Here is a 17,833-nt window from a genome sequence, read left to right on the forward strand (position 1 = left end):
ACGCTGTCAACCCGCAACAGCCTGGCTGCGCCCAAACGAGGGAAAGACGAGATGATCATTTCTGCTCCGACCGATTATCGCGAGGCCGCACGGCGCAAGCTCCCGCGCTTCCTGTTCGACTATATCGATGGCGGCGCCGTGACCGAGAACAGCATGAAGAGCAATGTCGAGGCGTTGCAGGCCATCGCGCTCCGCCAGCGCGTGCTTCAGGGTGTCGGCGCACCCACGCTCGACACCGATATCCTTGGAAGCACATGGGCCATGCCGGTCGCCCTCGGCCCGGTGGGCGCCACCGGCATGTATGCCCGCCGCGGCGAAGTCCAGGCCGCCCGTGCCGCAGCAGCGGCCGGGGTCCCTTATACGCTTTCGACCGTCTCCGTTTGCCCGATCGAGGAAGTGGCGCGGGGTGCGGGCGGAGAACTCTGGTCCCAGCTCTACGTGCTGAAGGATCGCGGCTATATGCACAATGCGCTGGAGCGCGCCTGGGCGGCCGGCATGAAGACGCTGGTTTTCACGGTCGACATGCCGGTGCCCGGCTCACGCTATCGCGACCGCCATTCAGGCATGTCGGGGCCGGCGGCGACGCTCCGCCAATATATGCAGGCCATTGTCCACCCGCGCTGGGCTCTCGACGTCGGCTTGCTCGGCCGCCCGCTGTCGTTCGGCAATATCGAGGCCTATACCGGGCGAAAGATGAGCATGAGCGACTATATGGGCTTCCTCGGCGCCAATTTCGACCCGTCGATCGGCTGGAGCGATCTCGAATGGATTCGCGAAAGCTGGAAAGGCAAGCTGGTCATCAAGGGCCTGCTCGATCCGCAGGACGCGCGCGACGCCGTGCGCCTCGGCGCGGACGGGATCGTGGTTTCGAACCATGGTGGGCGCCAGCTTGACGGCGCGAGCCCGACAGCCCGCGCACTGCCTTATGTCGTCGATGCGGTGGGTGACGACCTTACCGTCCTGGTCGACTCGGGGGTCCGCTCGGGGCTTGATGTCGTGCGCATGCTTGCGCTCGGCGCCAAAGGCGTCCTTCTCGGCCGCGCCTATATCTACGCTTTGGCGGCGGGCGGACATCGAGGCGTATCCCATCTGCTGGAACTGTTCGCCGCCGACATGAAGGTGACGATGACGCTGACAGGCGCGAGGTCGCCGGCCGAGATCACCCGCGCCAGCCTGGAATGCGCCGAGAAGCACCTCGGCGCCGAACTTAAGCCGAAGCCGGTATTTGTTACGAAAGGCCCCGCCTGACCGCCCGCAACGGGTTCACCCGAGGAGAGAAGCCAAGATCATGCCCTGGGGACGGATCAATACCATTCTCAAAAAGATTCTCCGCAATGTCATAATATGCGACAGCATAAGCAGGCAGCATCGGGATCATCCTGGCCTTCTTGCGGACCTCCAGCACAGACATGTTCGTCGTCTTGCTCACACAGGCTCCACCCGCCCAGGCGTTGGAGTCTCCGGCACGGTCCACCTGTCAGTCGGCTTTCCATCCAAAGGCCGCCATCATGACGTTGAACAACCATGTGTTCGGGAAGAACCCTTTCACGCGCTCCGCCCCGGGGCCCGTTGCGGCTGCGACGACCTCTTCCCCTGCATGGGCGCCCTTTGTGTCGGCGGCAATCACCTCAGCCCCTGAAGTCGCCTGACGCGCCGATATCTGCTCGGCCAATGGCTGGTCGCGCGTGCCCGAAAGCAATTTGAGGTTATAGGAATGGTCGGCGACAAACAGGATCAGCGTATCCTTGCCGGCGATGGCGCTGACCTTGCGGATCAGATCGTCCATCTCGATGACATGCCGAAGCCCGTCCTGGAGCTTGTTCGTATGCATGTCCCACTCGACCATCAGGAAATAGCCTTTCCTGTTGCGGCTGAGGCTGGAGATGGCCGCTTCCACGGTGGGGATGGCGGCAAAGTCTTCGTTGCGGATGATCGCCGCCCGCCGCGTTTGCGACGTCAGCACCGATGGATCATCGCTGAAAACATAGCCGGCGCCGGCGAAAGCCTGGGCGGCGGTCGTTCCAGCCTTTGCGAACGCCGCTTCGGCTGCATCGCGGTCCTTGCCGATCAGGATATCGACGCCGTTCCCATAGCGGGGGGCCAGCATCTGCCGGAAGATCTCGTCCTTGTCGGTGCGCTTCGCGACATGCGCATAGCAAGCGGCGGGCGTCGCGTCCCAGATCGGCATGTTGGTGATGACCCCTGTGGAAAGGCCGCGCTGCTCGGCATATTCCAGGATCGTCTTCACGGGGGTGACGGTCGTCCCGTCGGCGGAGGGCAGGACGGAGTTCATGCCGCTGTTTGTCTTGTGGCCGGTAACGATCGCCGTCATTCCCGCCGCAGAATCGGTGACCCAGCGGTTGAGCGCCGATGTGTCCGACAGCCCGATATGCGGCATGGACTGGATGAACAGCGACTGCGGGCGATCATGCGCATAGATGCCGGCGGCGCTCAACGTCGGCAGGCCGCCTGCATCGCCGAGGAACAGGATCACATTGCGGGCCGGTCGCGCCTCGGCCGGGGCGCCTGCGCAAAGCAGCACCGTCGACAGCGCAAGGGCTGCAGCGGATCGCCTGCCTTTGGAAACTCTGGCAGGGCGCCGGAGGAAACTGCGTTGAAAATCAGCCATTCATATTCTCCTCTGGAGGAAAAGCCCAATTGATCCCCTTGGAGCAGTTGGCGTTTCCGATCTTAGCGCCCCGTTGTTTCAGGCGCGGGTAGGGCAGCTGGGCTTGGCCGAGTGCGAACTCTGCCAAGCCGCAGTCGCTTCATGGGATGAAAGGCGTGCGCAGGAGCGTGCCGGTTGCCTCGGAAAGCGAGGCGCCGATACCGGTCTCCGAGCCCAGGCCGAAATAGAAGCGCCCCTGATACACCGCAAACGACCTTGCGAAGGTGGGAGCGGCGAACGTCAGCAGCACTTTTCCGTTTTTGAGGGTGCGGTCGAAGCGCGTGACGGAGATGCGAAACTGGTCGGGCCCTTCCTCTCGGGCCGAGAGGCAGTAAAGGCGGCCATCCTTGACGAGGATGTCCCAGGGCTGCTCGGCCGGCGACAAAGGAAGTCGACGGGCTTTCTCGGGCGATGTCGCCGCATAGAGGCCGTTCGGAATCCATTGATGATCGTTATGCTGCCAGCCGCCGATGTAGATCGTTTCCTTGCCGAGCTTGACCCAACGCTCGACCAGTCCGGTCTGGTCGCCATTGGCCGACGCTCCGGGAAACAGCGCGGTCATGTGGCCAAAGGCAAGAGGCTGAAAGCCATTGCGTGCGGAGTCGAAGCGGAAGAGCGTCGCCATCCGGGGATGGGCATCGTCTTGCGTGCGCCCCAGCGGCGCGGTCGTGCTGGCGTAGAGCGTGTCGCCGATCTCGAACAGCGTCCAGAATCTGCCGACGACCTGGCTCTGCTGGCCAAGGACCCGCGCGATTCTGCCGGCAGGGGTGACCGTTTCGGCCAGTGCAGGATTGGGCAGGAGCGCGGCGGGCTTCCATGTCTCGGCATTGTCGTCGGATATCCAGGCGGAAATGGGCTGGTCATAGGCGCCGCCGGCCGCGATCAGGCGGCCGCCATATTGCCGAATGTCGTAGACATGGATGCCGTGGGGAATATTCCGCAGCTTGCTCCAGCGCCCGTCGACGCGGCGATAGAGGTTGCCATATGACCAGTCGTCGCGGCTGTCATGCCCTGGAACGAACAGGACATTGCCCGCTTGATAGAAACGGGCGATCTGCTCCTCGTTGACAGTATATTCTTCCGTGAACTTGTCGCCGTCATAGGAAACGACCGGAATGGGGCCTGCATTGGAGGAGGGGCCGAAGTTCGAACTATTCCCTGTGCCGAGATAGAGCCGGTCCTCGAAAACCTTCATTGTCCAGATGTTGCGGGCATAAGGGGCTTCGGGCCATCGCTGCCTGAACGGCGTTTCCACGACCTCCGGCTTTACCTGCTGCTGCGCGGTCGCCGCATGGAGGGGCATGATCGAGGACAGCATAAGGGCAGCCACAAATTCTCTACGCTTCATTGGTAATCTCCGGTCCATCAGCGACGGATGAGCACAAGGGAGGAATGTTCGGCGGGAGCATGATGGTCGAGAGTGGACGCGCTTCATCCGAATAAATCCCGGAAATCGCGTCCACTCTCGCCTGTTATCTAGAGTTTGAAACGAACGCCCGCCCTGAAGGCGCGACCCAGGTCGGAATAGGCACGATTATATCCGAATTGCGCGGTGCTGAATCCGGGACCATCCGCCGCCGCTATGGGAGAGCGATTGGCGATGTTCGTGACCACAAAGAAGCCTTCGATGCCTTTTATGATTTCATGGCTCGCAGATGCATCAAGCCAAAATGCACCCTCTACATGATTATTGTTGATGGTATTGTTTCCGCCCGGGCAGCTTGTGCTGCATTCGATATAAGTGGCGTCTTTAACGCCGGAACTTATCCCGCGACCGGTCAGCGACACGTTGAACGACCCGTTTCTATAGGCAAGATCGGCAAGATACCGGTATTTCGGAGCGCCTCCCTCCCTCAAGGCGGAATCGAAGACACCGGTCAATCCGCTTTCGCTGCCGTTCTTCAGATTGAGTGTGAAGAGTCCCCTGAACGAAAGCGTGCCTGAACCAAGCGATGGCGCGATATCCGACAAGTGAAGTCGATAGCTCGCCTCGAAGTCGATACCCCGTGCCCAGAAAAGATCGAGATTGACGGGGCGGGTGTAGACATACCGGATTTTGCCATTCTCGCCCCGCTCGATATTGTCACATAGATCCTGGATACCCCTGAAACATTGATCGACCGTCGAACTGCCGGATACCGTAGTAATCGCGTCGCGGATTTTGACGTCCCAATAGTCTGCGGACAAGGACAATCCCGGGATGAAACGGGGCGTGAGGACCGCGCCGAAGGTGATCGTATTGGCCTTCTCGGGCCGGATCGTCGGATTTCCTGTTGTGATCAGCTGTGTCGTATATACTTCGCCATCGAGGAACGGATCGGAAATGGCGGACGATCCCGTGGAGCCGGCAGCGAAGAGTTCAGACAGGTTGCCGGCGCGAATATCCCTCGATCGTGTGAATCGAAGCTTCACATCCTCTATCGGCTCAAATGTCACCCCGGCTTTCCATGTCGTAACGAAACCGGACGAACTATAGTCCGTACCGCGAACGGCGCCGTTAAAGTCGAACGACTTGAAGACGGTATCCTTGATGAGCGGGACGACGACCTCCAGAAATCCCTCGGTCACATCCATGGAGCCTTCGATCGGCTTGTAGTTTCCATTGGCGAAGCCATTGACCAGTCCGAGCGGATGCGCGGTGCCATAGGCCTTCTCACGGCGATATTCGACGCCGGTGGCGATGGATACCGGGCCGGCCCATGTTGAAAACGGCTCTCCGCGCAGGGTGCCCGCAACGCCATCCTGGCGGATCGTCTGGCGCACCCAGTCGGTGCCCATCAGATAGTCGATCGCTGCCTGATTGTTCACGCCCGTGCCCATCCGATTATACGGTACGCAACCATCGCCGGGGTCCGTGAGTGTCGAGCGGCAGATTATCGCGCCGTTTGGCCCGCGGACGGCGTCCACCGCATTTGCAAATTCCGCGCTTTTAGGCACCATGAAGTCCTGGCCGATCTTGCTGATGCTGCGATATGCCGAAACTTCCCAGGTGAATCCTTTCCCGAACAGGCCGAGCGATCCATTGGCACCGACAAGATATTGGTAGAGCGAATGATTGCTTTCATACCGCTTGTCACCGAAATCCGCGTTCGAGGACCCTATGTTGAGCGTGGTGAGTCCAAGTGCATCCATGCGTTCGCCGATGCTGGCGGGCAGGAAAGCATTATCGCGGCGAATGGTGCTGGTCGTGATGGTGGGCGCAGCAACCGAGGTCACATGCGAACGTGTAAAGATAAACTGGCTGAATAGCTGAATATTATCCGTCAGGTCGAAGCTGGCGCGCGCAAAGGCGCTTTGGCGGGAGTTTGCATTCAGGAAGGATTGGGTATTGCTTGACCAGTCGGTATATTTCCAGTCCCCGCCAACGAAGGTTGACGACGTGAGCAGCGATCCAAAATCAAGCTGTCCTGGAGTGCCGTTTTGTCCAAAATACACGCCACGGAGCGGTCCGGATGTCACGATACCGCCCGGCGCTATCGCGCTGTAACCGACATGCTCCAGTGAAAGATATCGAGGCTTGCCATTGGTTGCTGTCCAGTCCGGATTGGCGAATGTCCGATATCCGGTATACCAGGAGCGGGGCAGGCCATCGATACCATCGATCTGCGAATGTTCGACGCTCAACAGGATATGACCGCGACCATCGGCGAACTTGGCGCCGGCGCCGAGCGACACAGTGTAATTCTTCCGGTCGCCATAGGTGGTGACCCCTCCCTGCATCCTGCCCTTGACGCCGGTAAATTCCTTGTCGAGCACGAAGTTCACGACGCCGGCATCGGCATCCGACCCCCATGCGGCAGAGGCGCCGCCGGTCACGACGTCCACGCGCTTGATGAACGCATTGGGAATGACGTTGATGTCGACGATGGAGCCGTTGATGGTCGCGGCGGGCAGGCGCCGACCCTCGAGCAGAACCAGGGTGCGGTTGGTGCCGAGGTTGCGAAGATCCAGCGAATTGACACCGGCAGCGCCTGAAGCGGTGGTTCCCGTGTTTTGCGCAGGGGAATTGCCGGGCGTAACGGCCGGCAACAAGGTGACAAAGTCGGCGATGTTCTCGGGGGCTCTCCGGAGGATTTCCTCTTCGCTCAACACGGTCGTCGGCGAGGGGGCGTCGTAGCCGTTGCGGATGATGCGCGTTCCGGTGACCTGGATATCGGACGCCGCTTCCCCCATATCCGATCTCTGTTCGGATGCGCCGCCTAGAATGGCGACTCCCCCATCGAAGGATCGAACGGTGAGGCCCGTTTCGGCAAGAAGCCGGTCAAGCGCGTCACGCATGTCGAGGTTTCCCTGAACGGCGTTGGTCTTGTGCCCGTCGGTGTCGCGGCCCGCCACGATGACCCGAATCCCAGCCTGCCGCGCAAACTCGCGAACACCGCTCGATGCGGATTGTGCGGGGATATTGAAACTGCGGGTCTGCGCCTGTGCCGCCACGGGAAGGACGATCGCCACGGCCACTGCCGCCATCGAAGAAGCCGACCGAAAGAAGAAAGAATTCATTAGGATTGCCCTCTGTTTGATGCTCTCAAACCTATTGACGGGGGAGATCCTTATTTCGGTCAAACCGGATAAATTAATCTTTTTGGGCGTTTTTATTTCTGTTTTATTACGATTCTTCCTTTCTCATGCTCGATCTTCCCGCCTGACAAGATGGCGGCCGCTTGTGCGAACTGCTCAACGTCATTGGCGCCAAACAGGCCGACGATCCTGGTGTCTCCGATCGCCGGATCGGCAATCATGATCTTCGTGCTGTTGACGCGATTGAAACGGACCACGGCCGACTTGATCGGCACGTTGTCGAGCGAGATTTGCGCCAGTTCGGGTGGCGGCAGGGGTGGCGAGGCCATCGCCTTGGAGGCGGGCGGTTGTATCGGCCCCAGATCGAGCGTCACGGCGTCGCCCGCATGCAGCAGAACCGCTTGATCGCGCTCGTCGCGCGACCAGACCAGCACGCTTCCTTCCGTCACCTTCACGGTCCCACCGGTCAAGCCGACCCGGCTGACGGAATAGACGGTCCCGGTCGCCTGCGCATAGACATTGCCGGACCGCACCACGAAGGGCCGCGCCTTGTCCTTTGCGACCTTGAACGTGGCTTCGCCGTTCAACAGCGTGATCCTGCGGAAGTCGCCGGACAACATGACTTCTATCTTTGCCTCGTGGCGGAGGGTCGCGATCGAGCCGTCCTTGAGCGTCACGACCTCCTCGGTCGCGGCACGCTCGGCCGGCCTGAACGGCGCCAGAACAGGCACGCCAACCAGCACCAGTGCCGCCACGCACGCGGCCAGCGCAGCACCGCCCGCAACAGTTCTTCCGCCCCACCGGAAAAAGCCTTTCCGCAACGGATTCGGCGCGGTCGCGGCATGCCCGTCCGCAATATCATTGTCGTTGTCGGAAAGGGACGTTGAAGCGACGGGCATTGAAGGGGCAGGCACTGAGGGGGCAGGCATCGAAGATGCCGGGGCCGAATGGGCCTCGATCACCGCGTCTTCCATCACATGCAGGGCTGCACGAACCCGCGCAAAGGCCCCGCGATGGCGCGGGTCCACCGCCAGCCATGAATCCAGTGCGGCGCGGCTTTCGGGCGACATCTCGCTATAGGCCGCCTCCACCGCCCAATAGGCGGCCTGATCGTCGATGCTGTTAGAGGGACCGGGGGGTGCCAACCGCTTCCTCCTCCTGCTCGACGGTCTCTTGCTCATCGCCGCTCAGATGCGCGTCCTGAGCCGCCATGACTTTCAGGACCTTTTGCACGCCGCGCACAAGGTGATTCCGTATGACATCCTCGCTCACGCCCAGGCGCTGGGCAGCCTCTCTTTGTGACACACCTTCAATCCGTCTTAATTCAATCGCTTGGCGACATGTATCGGACAATTCGGCGAGCAACCCGTTCACGCGCCTGAGTTCCTGATGTGCTTCCATCGCCCGATCCGCCAAAGGATCATGATCTATGACGTTCGACCATTCGTTTTCGGTCATGGAAGTGAAATTAATTATACCGGAACGGCGCATGATGTCCGTCGCCACGATTTGGGCGGTTCGGTGGAAATAGGCTGCGGGATTACGGATATGATCGACGGAGGCCATGCTGGCGATGCGGCAATAGGCTTCCTGGATCACGTCGTTGGGATCTACGATATTCCGCCAGCGGCGCGAAAGCCAGGTGCGGACGGCGCTTTCGTGCGGCAGGATTTCCCTGCCGATCCAGGCCGAAATGATATCCTGCTCATCACCCATTCGATGCCAGCCGTTCGTGATCCGTTGAATTGTCGCCAGCCGAGTCGGCAAGGGTGCAGATGGACCTCCCAAAGACGCCCCTTGTGACATACTGATGACTATGGGGCGCAGACCCGCATTGTGGCGTTGCCCGGCGCCGCCTCGATCATGGCTGCCGACGTTCCCTTCGTCCCCTGAACTCCACTCCTGCCTCGGCCAGATGGTCGAGCCGACCGGACAGCCAGCGTCCCCGGCCTTTGGCACAATGCGAGGGGCTGGACCGCCTCACGTCGCCGCGCGGGCTGTCGCTTTCGCGAGACCGGGCCAAACGCTTGGTAACACGCTGCTATTTCGGCATGGCGCCCGGTTGGTTGCGTTCCAGCCTTGATAAAATGGTCATCGCGGCGGGCAGGAACAACAGGACCAGCGGCACTGCCGCCATCAGCCCGAAGATGATCGCCGTCGCGAGTGGCTGTTGCAATCCGGCCCCGCGGCTGAGGCCCAGCGCAAGGGGACTGAGCGTCAGGATCGCGATCAGCGCCGACATCAGGATGGGGCGCAACCGTTTCGCGCCGGCCTCGCGAAGCGTCGCCAGGTCGACCGGCCTGGTCGCGTCTATCTCCGCCAGGAAGAAGATCACCAGTTCGGTGACCATGCCGACCACCATGGTGAGGCCCATCAACGCGGAGATGTCCAGCTCGATCCCGGTGATCCACAGACCGATCAACACGGCAGAGGCGGATAGCAGGATCGTCGCGAGTGCAGCCAGCGTCCAACCGATCCGTTCGAACAGAAAGGTGAGGAGAAGCGCCGTCAACAACAGCGCGGCGGTGAACACCATGCTGAGGTCGGCGAAGCTCTGCTGCTGCTGGGCGTAAAGGCCGCCATAATCGACGCGGATCGACGATGGCAGGTTGAGTCCCGTGACCGTCCGGCGAATCTCGCGCATCGCCGAGCCCAGGTCGCGGCCTTCGAGCCGGGCGGTCACGCCGATAAAGGGCGCCAGATCCTCGCGCGTCAGTTGCTTCTGCCCGGCCGCGATCGACACGGTCGCGACCTGGCCGACGCGCACCGCATGGCCATCGGGCGCCGTGAGAACGAGCGCGGCGATCGCATCCGCGCGAGACCGCAATGCCCGTGGTGCGCGGACGCGGACGGTGACGAGTTGCTCGTCGACCCGCAACTGCGTCGCGGCGGCCCCGCCGATCAATGCGTCGAGCTGGGTTGCGATCGCATCCGGGTCGAGCCCCTGTTGGCGCGCCCGGGCGGCATCGATCGTGATGCTGATCGCGTCCCCGGCGACGCGAAGGCCATCGACCACTTCGACCACGCCATCGATCCTGCCGATCGCGTCGCCGACGCGTTTCGCCCCGTCCTCGAGCGCTGCCGGATCGTCCCCGAACAGCTTGACCTCGATCGGCTGCGGCACGGCGGTCAGGTCGCCGATCAGATCTTCCATCAACTGCGCGGTTTCGATCTCCAGGCCCGGCACCCTGGCCTGCACCTGTGCGCGAATGTCGCTCATCACCGCCGCGATATCGCGCCGCGAACCGCCCTTCAGCCGGATGAAATAATCGCCTTCATCGGCCTCGGTCAGGCCGCCGCCCAGTTGAAGCCCGGTGCGGCGCGAATAACTCGCTACCTCCGGGGTGGCCGCGATGATGGCCTCGACCTGGCGAAGCAGCCGGTCGGTATCGCTGATCGCGGCGCCCGATTGCGCCTTATAGTCGAGGATGAACCCACCCTCGTCCATCTGCGGCATGAAGCCCGAGGGGAGGTGGCTCCACGCCAGACCGCCGGCGATCGTCATGCCGGCCGCGAGGATCACGGCGAACAGGGCGGGGCGGGCAAAGGCGCGATCGGCCACGCGCTTGTAGCCGCCGTCCAGTCGCGCCATGAATCCGTCGGCACGCTCCGCCGCCTCGGCATCCTTTTCGCGCAGCCAGTGCGCCGACACGAGCGGGATGACGAAGCGCGTATAGAGCAGCGACAGGCCAAGCGCCGCGACCATCGTCAGCGCCAGCGCCTTGAAGAAGCCGCCAGTGATCCCGCCGACGAAGGCCAGCGGCAGGAATACGATGATCGTCGCGCAGGTCGCGCCCAGCAACGGCGTCGCCATCTCGCGCGCGGCGCCCAGCACGCCGGCGACGCCTTTCGCCGTCCCTTCCTGCAACCGGCGCATGATGTGTTCCAGCATCACCACCGCGTCGTCCACCACCAGCCCGACCGCCGCGGCCATGCCGCCCAGCGTCATCATGTTGAAGCTCATGCCCAGCGCGAACAGGATCAGGCACGTGCCGGCCAGCACGGCAGGAAGCATCAGCCCGGTGACCAGCATCAGCCGGCCCGACCGCAGAAAGACGAACAGCACGATCCCGGCCAGCAATGCGCCGAGCACGATTGCGTCGCGCACCGCATTCGCCGCGCCAGTGACCAGTTCCGACTGGTCGTAGAAGGGCGTCACCGTCACGCTGGGCGGCAGGTCGAGGCGCTTCAGCCGGGCATCGACATCGGCGACGATGCGGACACTGTCGCCATCGGGCGTCTGGCGGATATTGACGAGCACCGCGTCGCGGCCATTGGCGGTCACGCGCGTGAAGCCGGGTTCCGGCGCCGGGGCGGTCGTCGCGATCTGGCCGAGCGTGACCAGGCCGGCTGCGGCGCTCTGCCCCGATTTGATCGGCAACGCGGCCAGGTCGCCGATCGTTGCCACGCGGCTTTCGGCAAGGACGAGATACAGGCGGTGGCGATCCTCCAGTCGCCCCACCCCCCGAACATCGTTGCTCTTGCCGATCGCGGTGGCGATGTCGGCCAGGCCGAGGCCCAGCGCCTGCGCCCGGGCGGGATCGACATCGACCGCGAACTCGCGCGCCGCGCCGCCCAGGATATCGACACCGGCGACGCCCGTGACGGCGGTCAGCGCAGGGCGCAGCTTCAACGCCGCAAGGTTGCGCAGCGCCTGTTGATCGAGCGATGGCGAGGTCAGGGCAAGGCCCAGCACCGGGAAGATCGTCGGGTCCGACCGGCGCACATCGAAGCGCGTGCCCGGCGGCAGGTCGGGCAACAGCGTCGCCAGCGCGCCCTGCGTCGCCAGCGTCGCGGCGACCATGTCCTGCCCCCAGGGGAAATCGAGCGCAACCTCGGCCGACCCGCGGCTGGTGGTCGAACGGACGCGGGTGACGCCGGGCACGGCGCGTAGCGCGATCTCCATCGGCCGGGTGATCTGGGCCGCCATTTGGCGCGCATCGCGATCGCCGGCGTCGATCGCGACGACGACGCGCGGATAATCGATATGGGGAAACAGGCTGACCGGCATGCGCAGGGCCGCAACGAGCCCGCCCAGCGTCAGCAGCAGCGCCGCAAGATACAATGCCCGCGCATGGCCGGCGAGGCCGCGCATCATCTTGTGCGCACCTTCATGCCGTCTTCGACCGCCGTGCCGCCATCGGTGACGACCATGTCCCCGGCGTCGACCCCCTTCAGGATCGCGACATGATTGCCGGTCGTCGCGCCCACGGCCACATCATGGCGATGGGCGACACCGCCCGACACCACGAAGACATAGGCCTGACCACCATCGTCGAGCAGCGCGGCATAGGGCAATGTCAGCGCCGCGCCGCCGGAGCCCATGTCCACCGTCGCGCTCAGCGTCTGGCCCGCGTCGATGCCGGCCGTGGCAGGGATCGCTGCGAAAAGTGTCGCCAGGCGAGTCTGGGGATCGACATCGGGGCTGATCGACTGGACCGTCGCATCGAATGGCGGACGACCGCCACCCGGATCGACATGCAGTGCTGCCCCCGGTCTCAGCGCTGCCGCAATGGCGGGATCGAGCCCGAACCGGCCACGCACATCGGCATGCCGGGTCAGGGTGGCGATGACCGCGCCCGGCTGGACCATGTCTCCCACCGCCGGAGCCATGCTGTCGACGATCCCGGAGACCGGGGCCCGAAGCGTGAGCGATTGAGCGCGGCGCGCCATCCCGGCCCGGGTCGCATCCGCTGTCCGCGCCGCCGCTCTCGCCGTCTCGACCTCGGCATCGCTGACCAGCCCGTCGGCGCGCAATCGTACGACGCGGGCGAGCGCCGCGTCGGCGGCCTGGGCATCGCTTGCCGCCCTGGCAAGATCGACACGCGTCGTCGGCGAGGGGGAGAGGCGGGCGACCACCTGTCCTGCGGTAACGCGCGTCCCGACCGGAGCGTCGATGGCGACAAGGATCGCCTCGGCGGGGGCGACAAGCGAGAGCCTGCCGCCGGGGCCGGCCTCTGCTGCACCATAAGCGATGGCCTGCCGCGTCATCGCGCCGCGCTCGACCCGCGCCAGGCCGACCAGCGCGACCGGGGCCACGCCGCTGTCCGCCTCGTCGCCCGCGCCCGAACAACCGGTGGCCAGCAGGGCCAGTGCGCCTATCCACCACCGGGTCATTGCGGCCATGCCTCCCTTGGCGTGCCAGTCAGCAATTCGAGCGCGATCATCTGTTCGGCAATATCCTGTTCGCTTTGGGTCAGTTGGGTTTGCTTGTCGCGCAGCGCCTGTTCGGCACTTTCGGCAGTGGCCTTTGACAGGTCGCCGCGATCGGCCGCGCGCCTGACCGTCCGGGCATAGTCCATCGCCGCGGGGAGGTCGTGGCGCAGGGCATCGCGCTGATGCCGCGCGGTCAGGATGCCGGAAACGGCGGCGGCGATGTCCGCCCGTGTCTGGAACAGGCGCGCATCATATTCCGCTTTCAACGCGGCGCGGGACGCCTTTTCGACCGCGATGACGCCGCGATTGCGGTTCCATAGCGGCAGCGTGAAATCGACGGCAGGACCGACGATGAGGTTATTGGCAGTGTCGCGATTGGCCGCCACGGTCAGCGCCAGCGCCGGAAACTGATCGAGGATCGCCTTGTGGACGGCGGCTTCCTGCGCGGCATAACCGGCTTCCAGCGCCTGCAGGTCGGTGCGGCCGGTGCGTGCTGTTGCTATCAGATGATCGGGATTCAGCATGATGTCGATCTGTGGTTCGGCGGTCAAAGCCAATGGGGTCGATGGACTCAATCCCAACAACCGTGTGAGTTCGACCCGGGCGGCGGCAAGGTCGCGCTCGGCGACACGCGCCTTGTCCTCGGCATCGGCCGCAGCCATGCGTGCCGCCTGAACCTGATCGGCGGCAAGGTCGCCGCGCCCGGCGGCGCTTTGGGTCCGCGCCAGGATCGACCGCGCGCCGAGGCGGGTCGCATCGGCGAGCGCCTTCGCCTGCTGGAGCGCCAGGATTCGGACGGCCTGCAGCCGAGCCTGACCTGCTGTCTGCCATTCGCTCCAGGCGAGATCGAGCCGCACCTGCCGCTGTTGCGCCGTCGCCTGTGCCAGCTGGACCCCGCGCGTCCGCAGCGTCGCCAGATCGAAACCGAGCGCGCCGACCAGATCGACAAAAGGGTCCGGGCCGGACAATACCTTGCTCGCCCCCAGGCTGAATGTCGGGTCGGGCAGCAACCGGGCGGCAAATATTTGCGCATCGCCGATGCCGGCGCGAATCCGGGCCGCTTTCAGGTCGGGATTGGCGATCACCGCGATCGTTGCCACGGCATTGCCATCGAGCGGCCGGGAAAGGTCGATGGCGACCGGTTTCAGATAGGGCCGGTCAATCGCGGCGGCATCGCGCGCGATGGTGGCGATGTCATTGGTTGTCAGCGGGTTCGCCCGGTCGAGCGGCGCCGGCGCATAGGTCGCGCATGCGGCGAGCCCGAGGCAGAGCGGCAGGGCAAGGCGCTTCACGACCAAGCCCTGGGCATGATGATCGTAACGCGCAAGCCGGGCGCGTTGGCGCCGACAGCGACATTGCCGCCATGCGCGGCTGCCACCGCCACGACAAGGCTGAGCCCCAGGCCATTGCCGGGCGTCGTCCGGCTGGCCTCGCCCCGCGCGAACCGCTGCAGGATGCGGTCATGGTCGCCGGCCGGGACGCCGGGCCCGTCATCGGCGACCGACAGCTGCGCCCAGTCGTCGCCCGCCTCCAGCGCCACCCGCACCCTGGTGCCCGGCGGCGTATGGATTCGCGCATTGTCCAGCAGGTTGATCAGCGCCTGCGCGATCAGTTCGCGATCCCCGCAGACCATGATGCCATCCTTGATCGACCAGTCCAGTTCACGGCCGCCATCGGCAAAGGCGGGCTGATAGCTCTCGCCAAGATCGGTCGCCAGTGCCGACAGGTCGATCGCGGCGAACGTGCGCGACAATGCACCGCTCTCCACCTCGGCGATGCGCAGGATCGCGGCGAACAGCGCCAGCACCGCGTCGCCCTGTTCGATCGCCTTTGCCGCGGCGCCGTCCACCGACCCGACCTGTTCCAACTGGTTGCGCAGGCGCAGCAACGGCGTGCGCAGGTCGTGCGCGACGTCGCTCGACACCTGACGGAGATTGTCCATCAGCTGGTTGATCCGATCGAGCATCGTGTTGAGCGCGCGCCCGGCCTGGTCGAATTCGTCATGGTGCGGGCCGAGCGGGACGCGTCTGTCCAGCTCCCCGGCGATGATCGCGCGGGCGGCGTCGCTGATGCCGCTCAACCGGCGGCGCAAATAGCCGCCCAGGATCAGCGCGCCGACCAGGCCCAGCGCCAGCACGAACAGGAATGCGCCGCCGAACAGGATCAGGATCGTGCGGTCGATCCCCTCCAGTTCCTCGGTATCGCGCGCGACAACCAGCCGGTATCCGCCGGGCAGGTCGGTCCCCAGCGCCTGCGCCGGATCGGGGCCTTCGATGGGATCGGTGAAGATGATGTCGCTGGAGCCGGCATCGGGCCGCGATGTTTCCAGCGACCCGGCCACCCGCCGGCCTGCGCCATCGAATATCGCATAGCCATAGGCGCTGACGCCGCGCTCGCGCTTGGCGATCGCCTTGGCGATATCGGCCATGCCGCCTTCCTCGAATTCGCGGACCAGGCCCCGGCTTTCCTCGGCCAGGCCGGCATCCTGCTGGCGCCGGAAATCGGCGTCCGCCGCGAAATAGACGGCAACGCCCAGCAACAGGATCGCGAGCGCACACGCCGCCGAATAGGTGAAGGCGATGCGATAGGCGGCACTGGAACGCAGCCTATCCATTGATGCGCATCCGATAGCCGGCACCCCGCACGGTCTCGATCGGATCGTCGGCGAAGCCTTCGCGCAATTTGGTCCGCAGGCGGCTGAGATGGCTTTCGACGATGTTGGTCTGCGGATCGAAATGAAATCCCCAGACGAGTTCCAGGAACATCGTGCGCGTCACGATCCGCCCGGCATGGCGCATCAATTGTTCGAGCAGCGCCAGCTCACGCGGCTGGAGGTGAACAGGCCGCCCCTCGCGCGTCACTTCGCGCCGCAACAGGTCGAGAACGATGCCGCTCACCTCGATCCTGGTTGTCATATCGGCCAGCGGCGGCCGGCGGGCCAGCGCGTTCAGCCGCGCCGCCAGCTCCGCCAGCGCGAACGGCTTGACCAGATAATCGTCGGCGCCCGCGTCCAGCCCGTCCACGCGATCGGCGATGCCCCCCAGTGCCGTGAGCACCAGAACCGGGGTACGGACCACCGCAGCGCGCAGGCGACGAAGCACGTCGAGCCCCTCCAGCCCCGGCAACATCCGATCGAGGATGATCGCGTCAAAACGGCAGGCGATCGCGGCTTCCAGCGCAGCAGTGCCGTCGGCGGCACGGACGACCGTATCGCCGAGCCCGACGAGCCCCTCCACGATAAAGGCCGCCGTTTCGCTGTCATCTTCTGCGAGCAGGATATGCATGGCGGCACTCATAGAGAAATAGCAGCGGACATGTGCTTTCGATTTCCCAATGTTCGTTAACAGGCACAATCGGACCGCTTCTATAAATATTCCCAACAAATCGACATCGCGACGTTCGGCGCTCGCAAGATGGCATGCCGCCGGGCATGATCGCGCGACCTTCCCCAGCCAGAGAAACCGACCCGATGTCGATCCTTGCCACGCGTCTTGCGCTCGCCTTATTTGCCGCAACGGCCGTCGCCGCCGCTCCCGCTCCGACCTATGTCGCCGGTCGCCAGATCGCCGGACCCGACGGCGGCTGGGACTATGCCAGGGTCGATCCGGCCACCCGCCGGCTCTATGTCGCGCATGGCGATGTCGTGACCGAAATCGATCTGGCCAATGGCGATGCGGTCCGCTCCTTCGGCACGTTCGCCAAGGCGCATGCCGTGGTGCCGATCCCCGGGGGCATGTTGTTGGTGACCAGCGGCCGCGACAATAGCGTCCGCCTGTTCGACACCGGCGCCGCTCGGGAAGTCGCCAGGATCGCGGTCGGCGCCGACCCTGACGCCGCCTTCTACGATCCTGCCACCGGTCATGCCGTGGTGATGAACGCCAAGGGCGGGACGGTCAGCGTCATCGACATTGCCACGCGCAGGATCGTCCGCACGATCCCGCTGAAGGCCGGGCTGGAATATGGCGTGCTCGGGGGTGGCGGCACGTTGTTCGTCAACAATGAGGATGCCAATGAGATCGAGACCGCGAACCTGGCAACGGGCAAGGTCGGTCCGGCCATCCCCCTGGCCGGCTGCGAAGGGCCGACCGGGCTCGCCTTCGATGCTAAGACCAACCGCTTGATCGGCGCCTGCGCCAACGGCAAGGCGGCGGTGGTCGATGCCGGGACGCATCGTCTCGTCACGCTGCTCGATATCGGGAGAGGCCCTGACGCGGCGATTGTCGATGCCCGGCGGCGGCTGGCGTTCATTCCCTGCGGCAGGGACGGCGTGCTCGATGTCATCGCGCTCGATGCGCCCGGCGGCGCCAGGGTGATCGGAACGGTCAAGACCGAGCCGGGCGCCCGCACCGGCGCACTCGACCCGAGCGATGGCAGCGTATACCTGCCGACCGCCCGCTTTTCCCCGGCCGCCACAGCTGGCGACCGCCCCGTGGCGCTCCCGGGGACTTTCCATGTGCTGGCGGTCAGCCCCAACTGATCGCGCGCGACCGG

Annotated in this window: 12 protein-coding genes and 1 pseudogene; 2 read left to right on the plus strand and 11 right to left on the minus strand. The window is 64.5% G+C overall.

Features of this window, described 5'->3' with window-relative positions; translation table 11 throughout:
- The first annotated feature begins 51 nt into the window (after positions 1 to 51).
- Positions 52 to 1,248, plus strand: coding sequence for an FMN-dependent L-lactate dehydrogenase LldD (gene lldD, locus WFP78_RS10140; protein ID WP_336961376.1), 1,197 nt, complete (start codon positions 52 to 54; stop codon positions 1,246 to 1,248).
- A 229-nt stretch (positions 1,249 to 1,477) separates the two neighbouring features.
- Here the strand turns inward: lldD and WFP78_RS10145 are convergent, their stop codons facing one another.
- The 11 genes and pseudogenes from WFP78_RS10145 to WFP78_RS10190 form a co-directional block, all read right to left on the minus strand.
- The gene (locus WFP78_RS10145; RefSeq protein WP_336961380.1) at positions 1,478 to 2,629 is read right to left on the minus strand and encodes an alkaline phosphatase; all 1,152 of its coding nucleotides are present in this window, start codon (positions 2,627 to 2,629) and stop codon (positions 1,478 to 1,480) included.
- A 139-nt stretch (positions 2,630 to 2,768) separates the two neighbouring features.
- Complete coding sequence (locus tag WFP78_RS10150; protein WP_336961383.1) at positions 2,769 to 4,016, minus strand: sialidase family protein; 1,248 nt, start codon at positions 4,014 to 4,016, stop codon at positions 2,769 to 2,771.
- A gap of 128 nt (positions 4,017 to 4,144) precedes the next feature.
- A complete protein-coding gene (locus WFP78_RS10155; RefSeq protein ID WP_336961386.1) occupies positions 4,145 to 7,120 on the minus strand; it encodes a TonB-dependent receptor in 2,976 nt (991 codons plus the stop codon).
- 140 nt (positions 7,121 to 7,260) lie between these two features.
- Positions 7,261 to 8,160, minus strand: a complete 900-nt coding sequence (locus WFP78_RS10160) for a FecR family protein (protein ID WP_336961389.1) — start codon at positions 8,158 to 8,160, stop codon at positions 7,261 to 7,263.
- Positions 8,161 to 8,184: 24 nt separating this feature from the next.
- Positions 8,185 to 8,367: pseudogene (locus tag WFP78_RS23410) on the minus strand (FecR/PupR family sigma factor regulator); the annotation flags it as partial.
- Positions 8,309 to 8,902 (minus strand): RNA polymerase sigma factor, encoded by a 594-nt coding sequence (locus WFP78_RS10165; RefSeq protein ID WP_336961393.1) that lies wholly within the window; start codon positions 8,900 to 8,902, stop codon positions 8,309 to 8,311. The gene WFP78_RS10165 and the pseudogene WFP78_RS23410, both read right to left, overlap by 59 nt.
- Positions 8,903 to 9,227: 325 nt before the next feature.
- A complete protein-coding gene (locus WFP78_RS10170) occupies positions 9,228 to 12,284 on the minus strand; it encodes an efflux RND transporter permease subunit (protein WP_336961396.1) in 3,057 nt (1,018 codons plus the stop codon).
- A complete protein-coding gene (locus tag WFP78_RS10175; protein WP_336961398.1) occupies positions 12,281 to 13,312 on the minus strand; it encodes an efflux RND transporter periplasmic adaptor subunit in 1,032 nt (343 codons plus the stop codon). Before WFP78_RS10175 ends, WFP78_RS10170 begins: the two co-directional genes overlap by 4 nt.
- Positions 13,300 to 14,634, minus strand: a complete 1,335-nt coding sequence (locus tag WFP78_RS10180; RefSeq protein ID WP_336961400.1) for a TolC family protein — start codon at positions 14,632 to 14,634, stop codon at positions 13,300 to 13,302. The genes WFP78_RS10175 and WFP78_RS10180 overlap by 13 nt, the downstream gene beginning before the upstream one ends.
- A complete protein-coding gene (locus tag WFP78_RS10185) occupies positions 14,631 to 15,956 on the minus strand; it encodes a sensor histidine kinase (protein WP_336961403.1) in 1,326 nt (441 codons plus the stop codon). The genes WFP78_RS10180 and WFP78_RS10185 overlap by 4 nt, the downstream gene beginning before the upstream one ends.
- Positions 15,949 to 16,626, minus strand: coding sequence for a response regulator transcription factor (locus WFP78_RS10190; RefSeq protein WP_336961405.1), 678 nt, complete (start codon positions 16,624 to 16,626; stop codon positions 15,949 to 15,951). The genes WFP78_RS10185 and WFP78_RS10190 overlap by 8 nt, the downstream gene beginning before the upstream one ends.
- A 185-nt stretch (positions 16,627 to 16,811) precedes the next feature.
- On the opposite strand from WFP78_RS10190, the gene WFP78_RS10195 reads away from it, so the two are divergent.
- On the plus strand, positions 16,812 to 17,819 hold the full coding sequence (locus tag WFP78_RS10195) for a YncE family protein (protein WP_336961408.1): 1,008 nt from the start codon (positions 16,812 to 16,814) through the stop codon (positions 17,817 to 17,819).
- Positions 17,820 to 17,833: the final 14 nt, after the last annotated feature.

The sequence above is a fragment of the Sphingobium aquiterrae genome (assembly GCF_037154135.1).
GTDB lineage: Bacteria > Pseudomonadota > Alphaproteobacteria > Sphingomonadales > Sphingomonadaceae > Sphingobium > Sphingobium aquiterrae.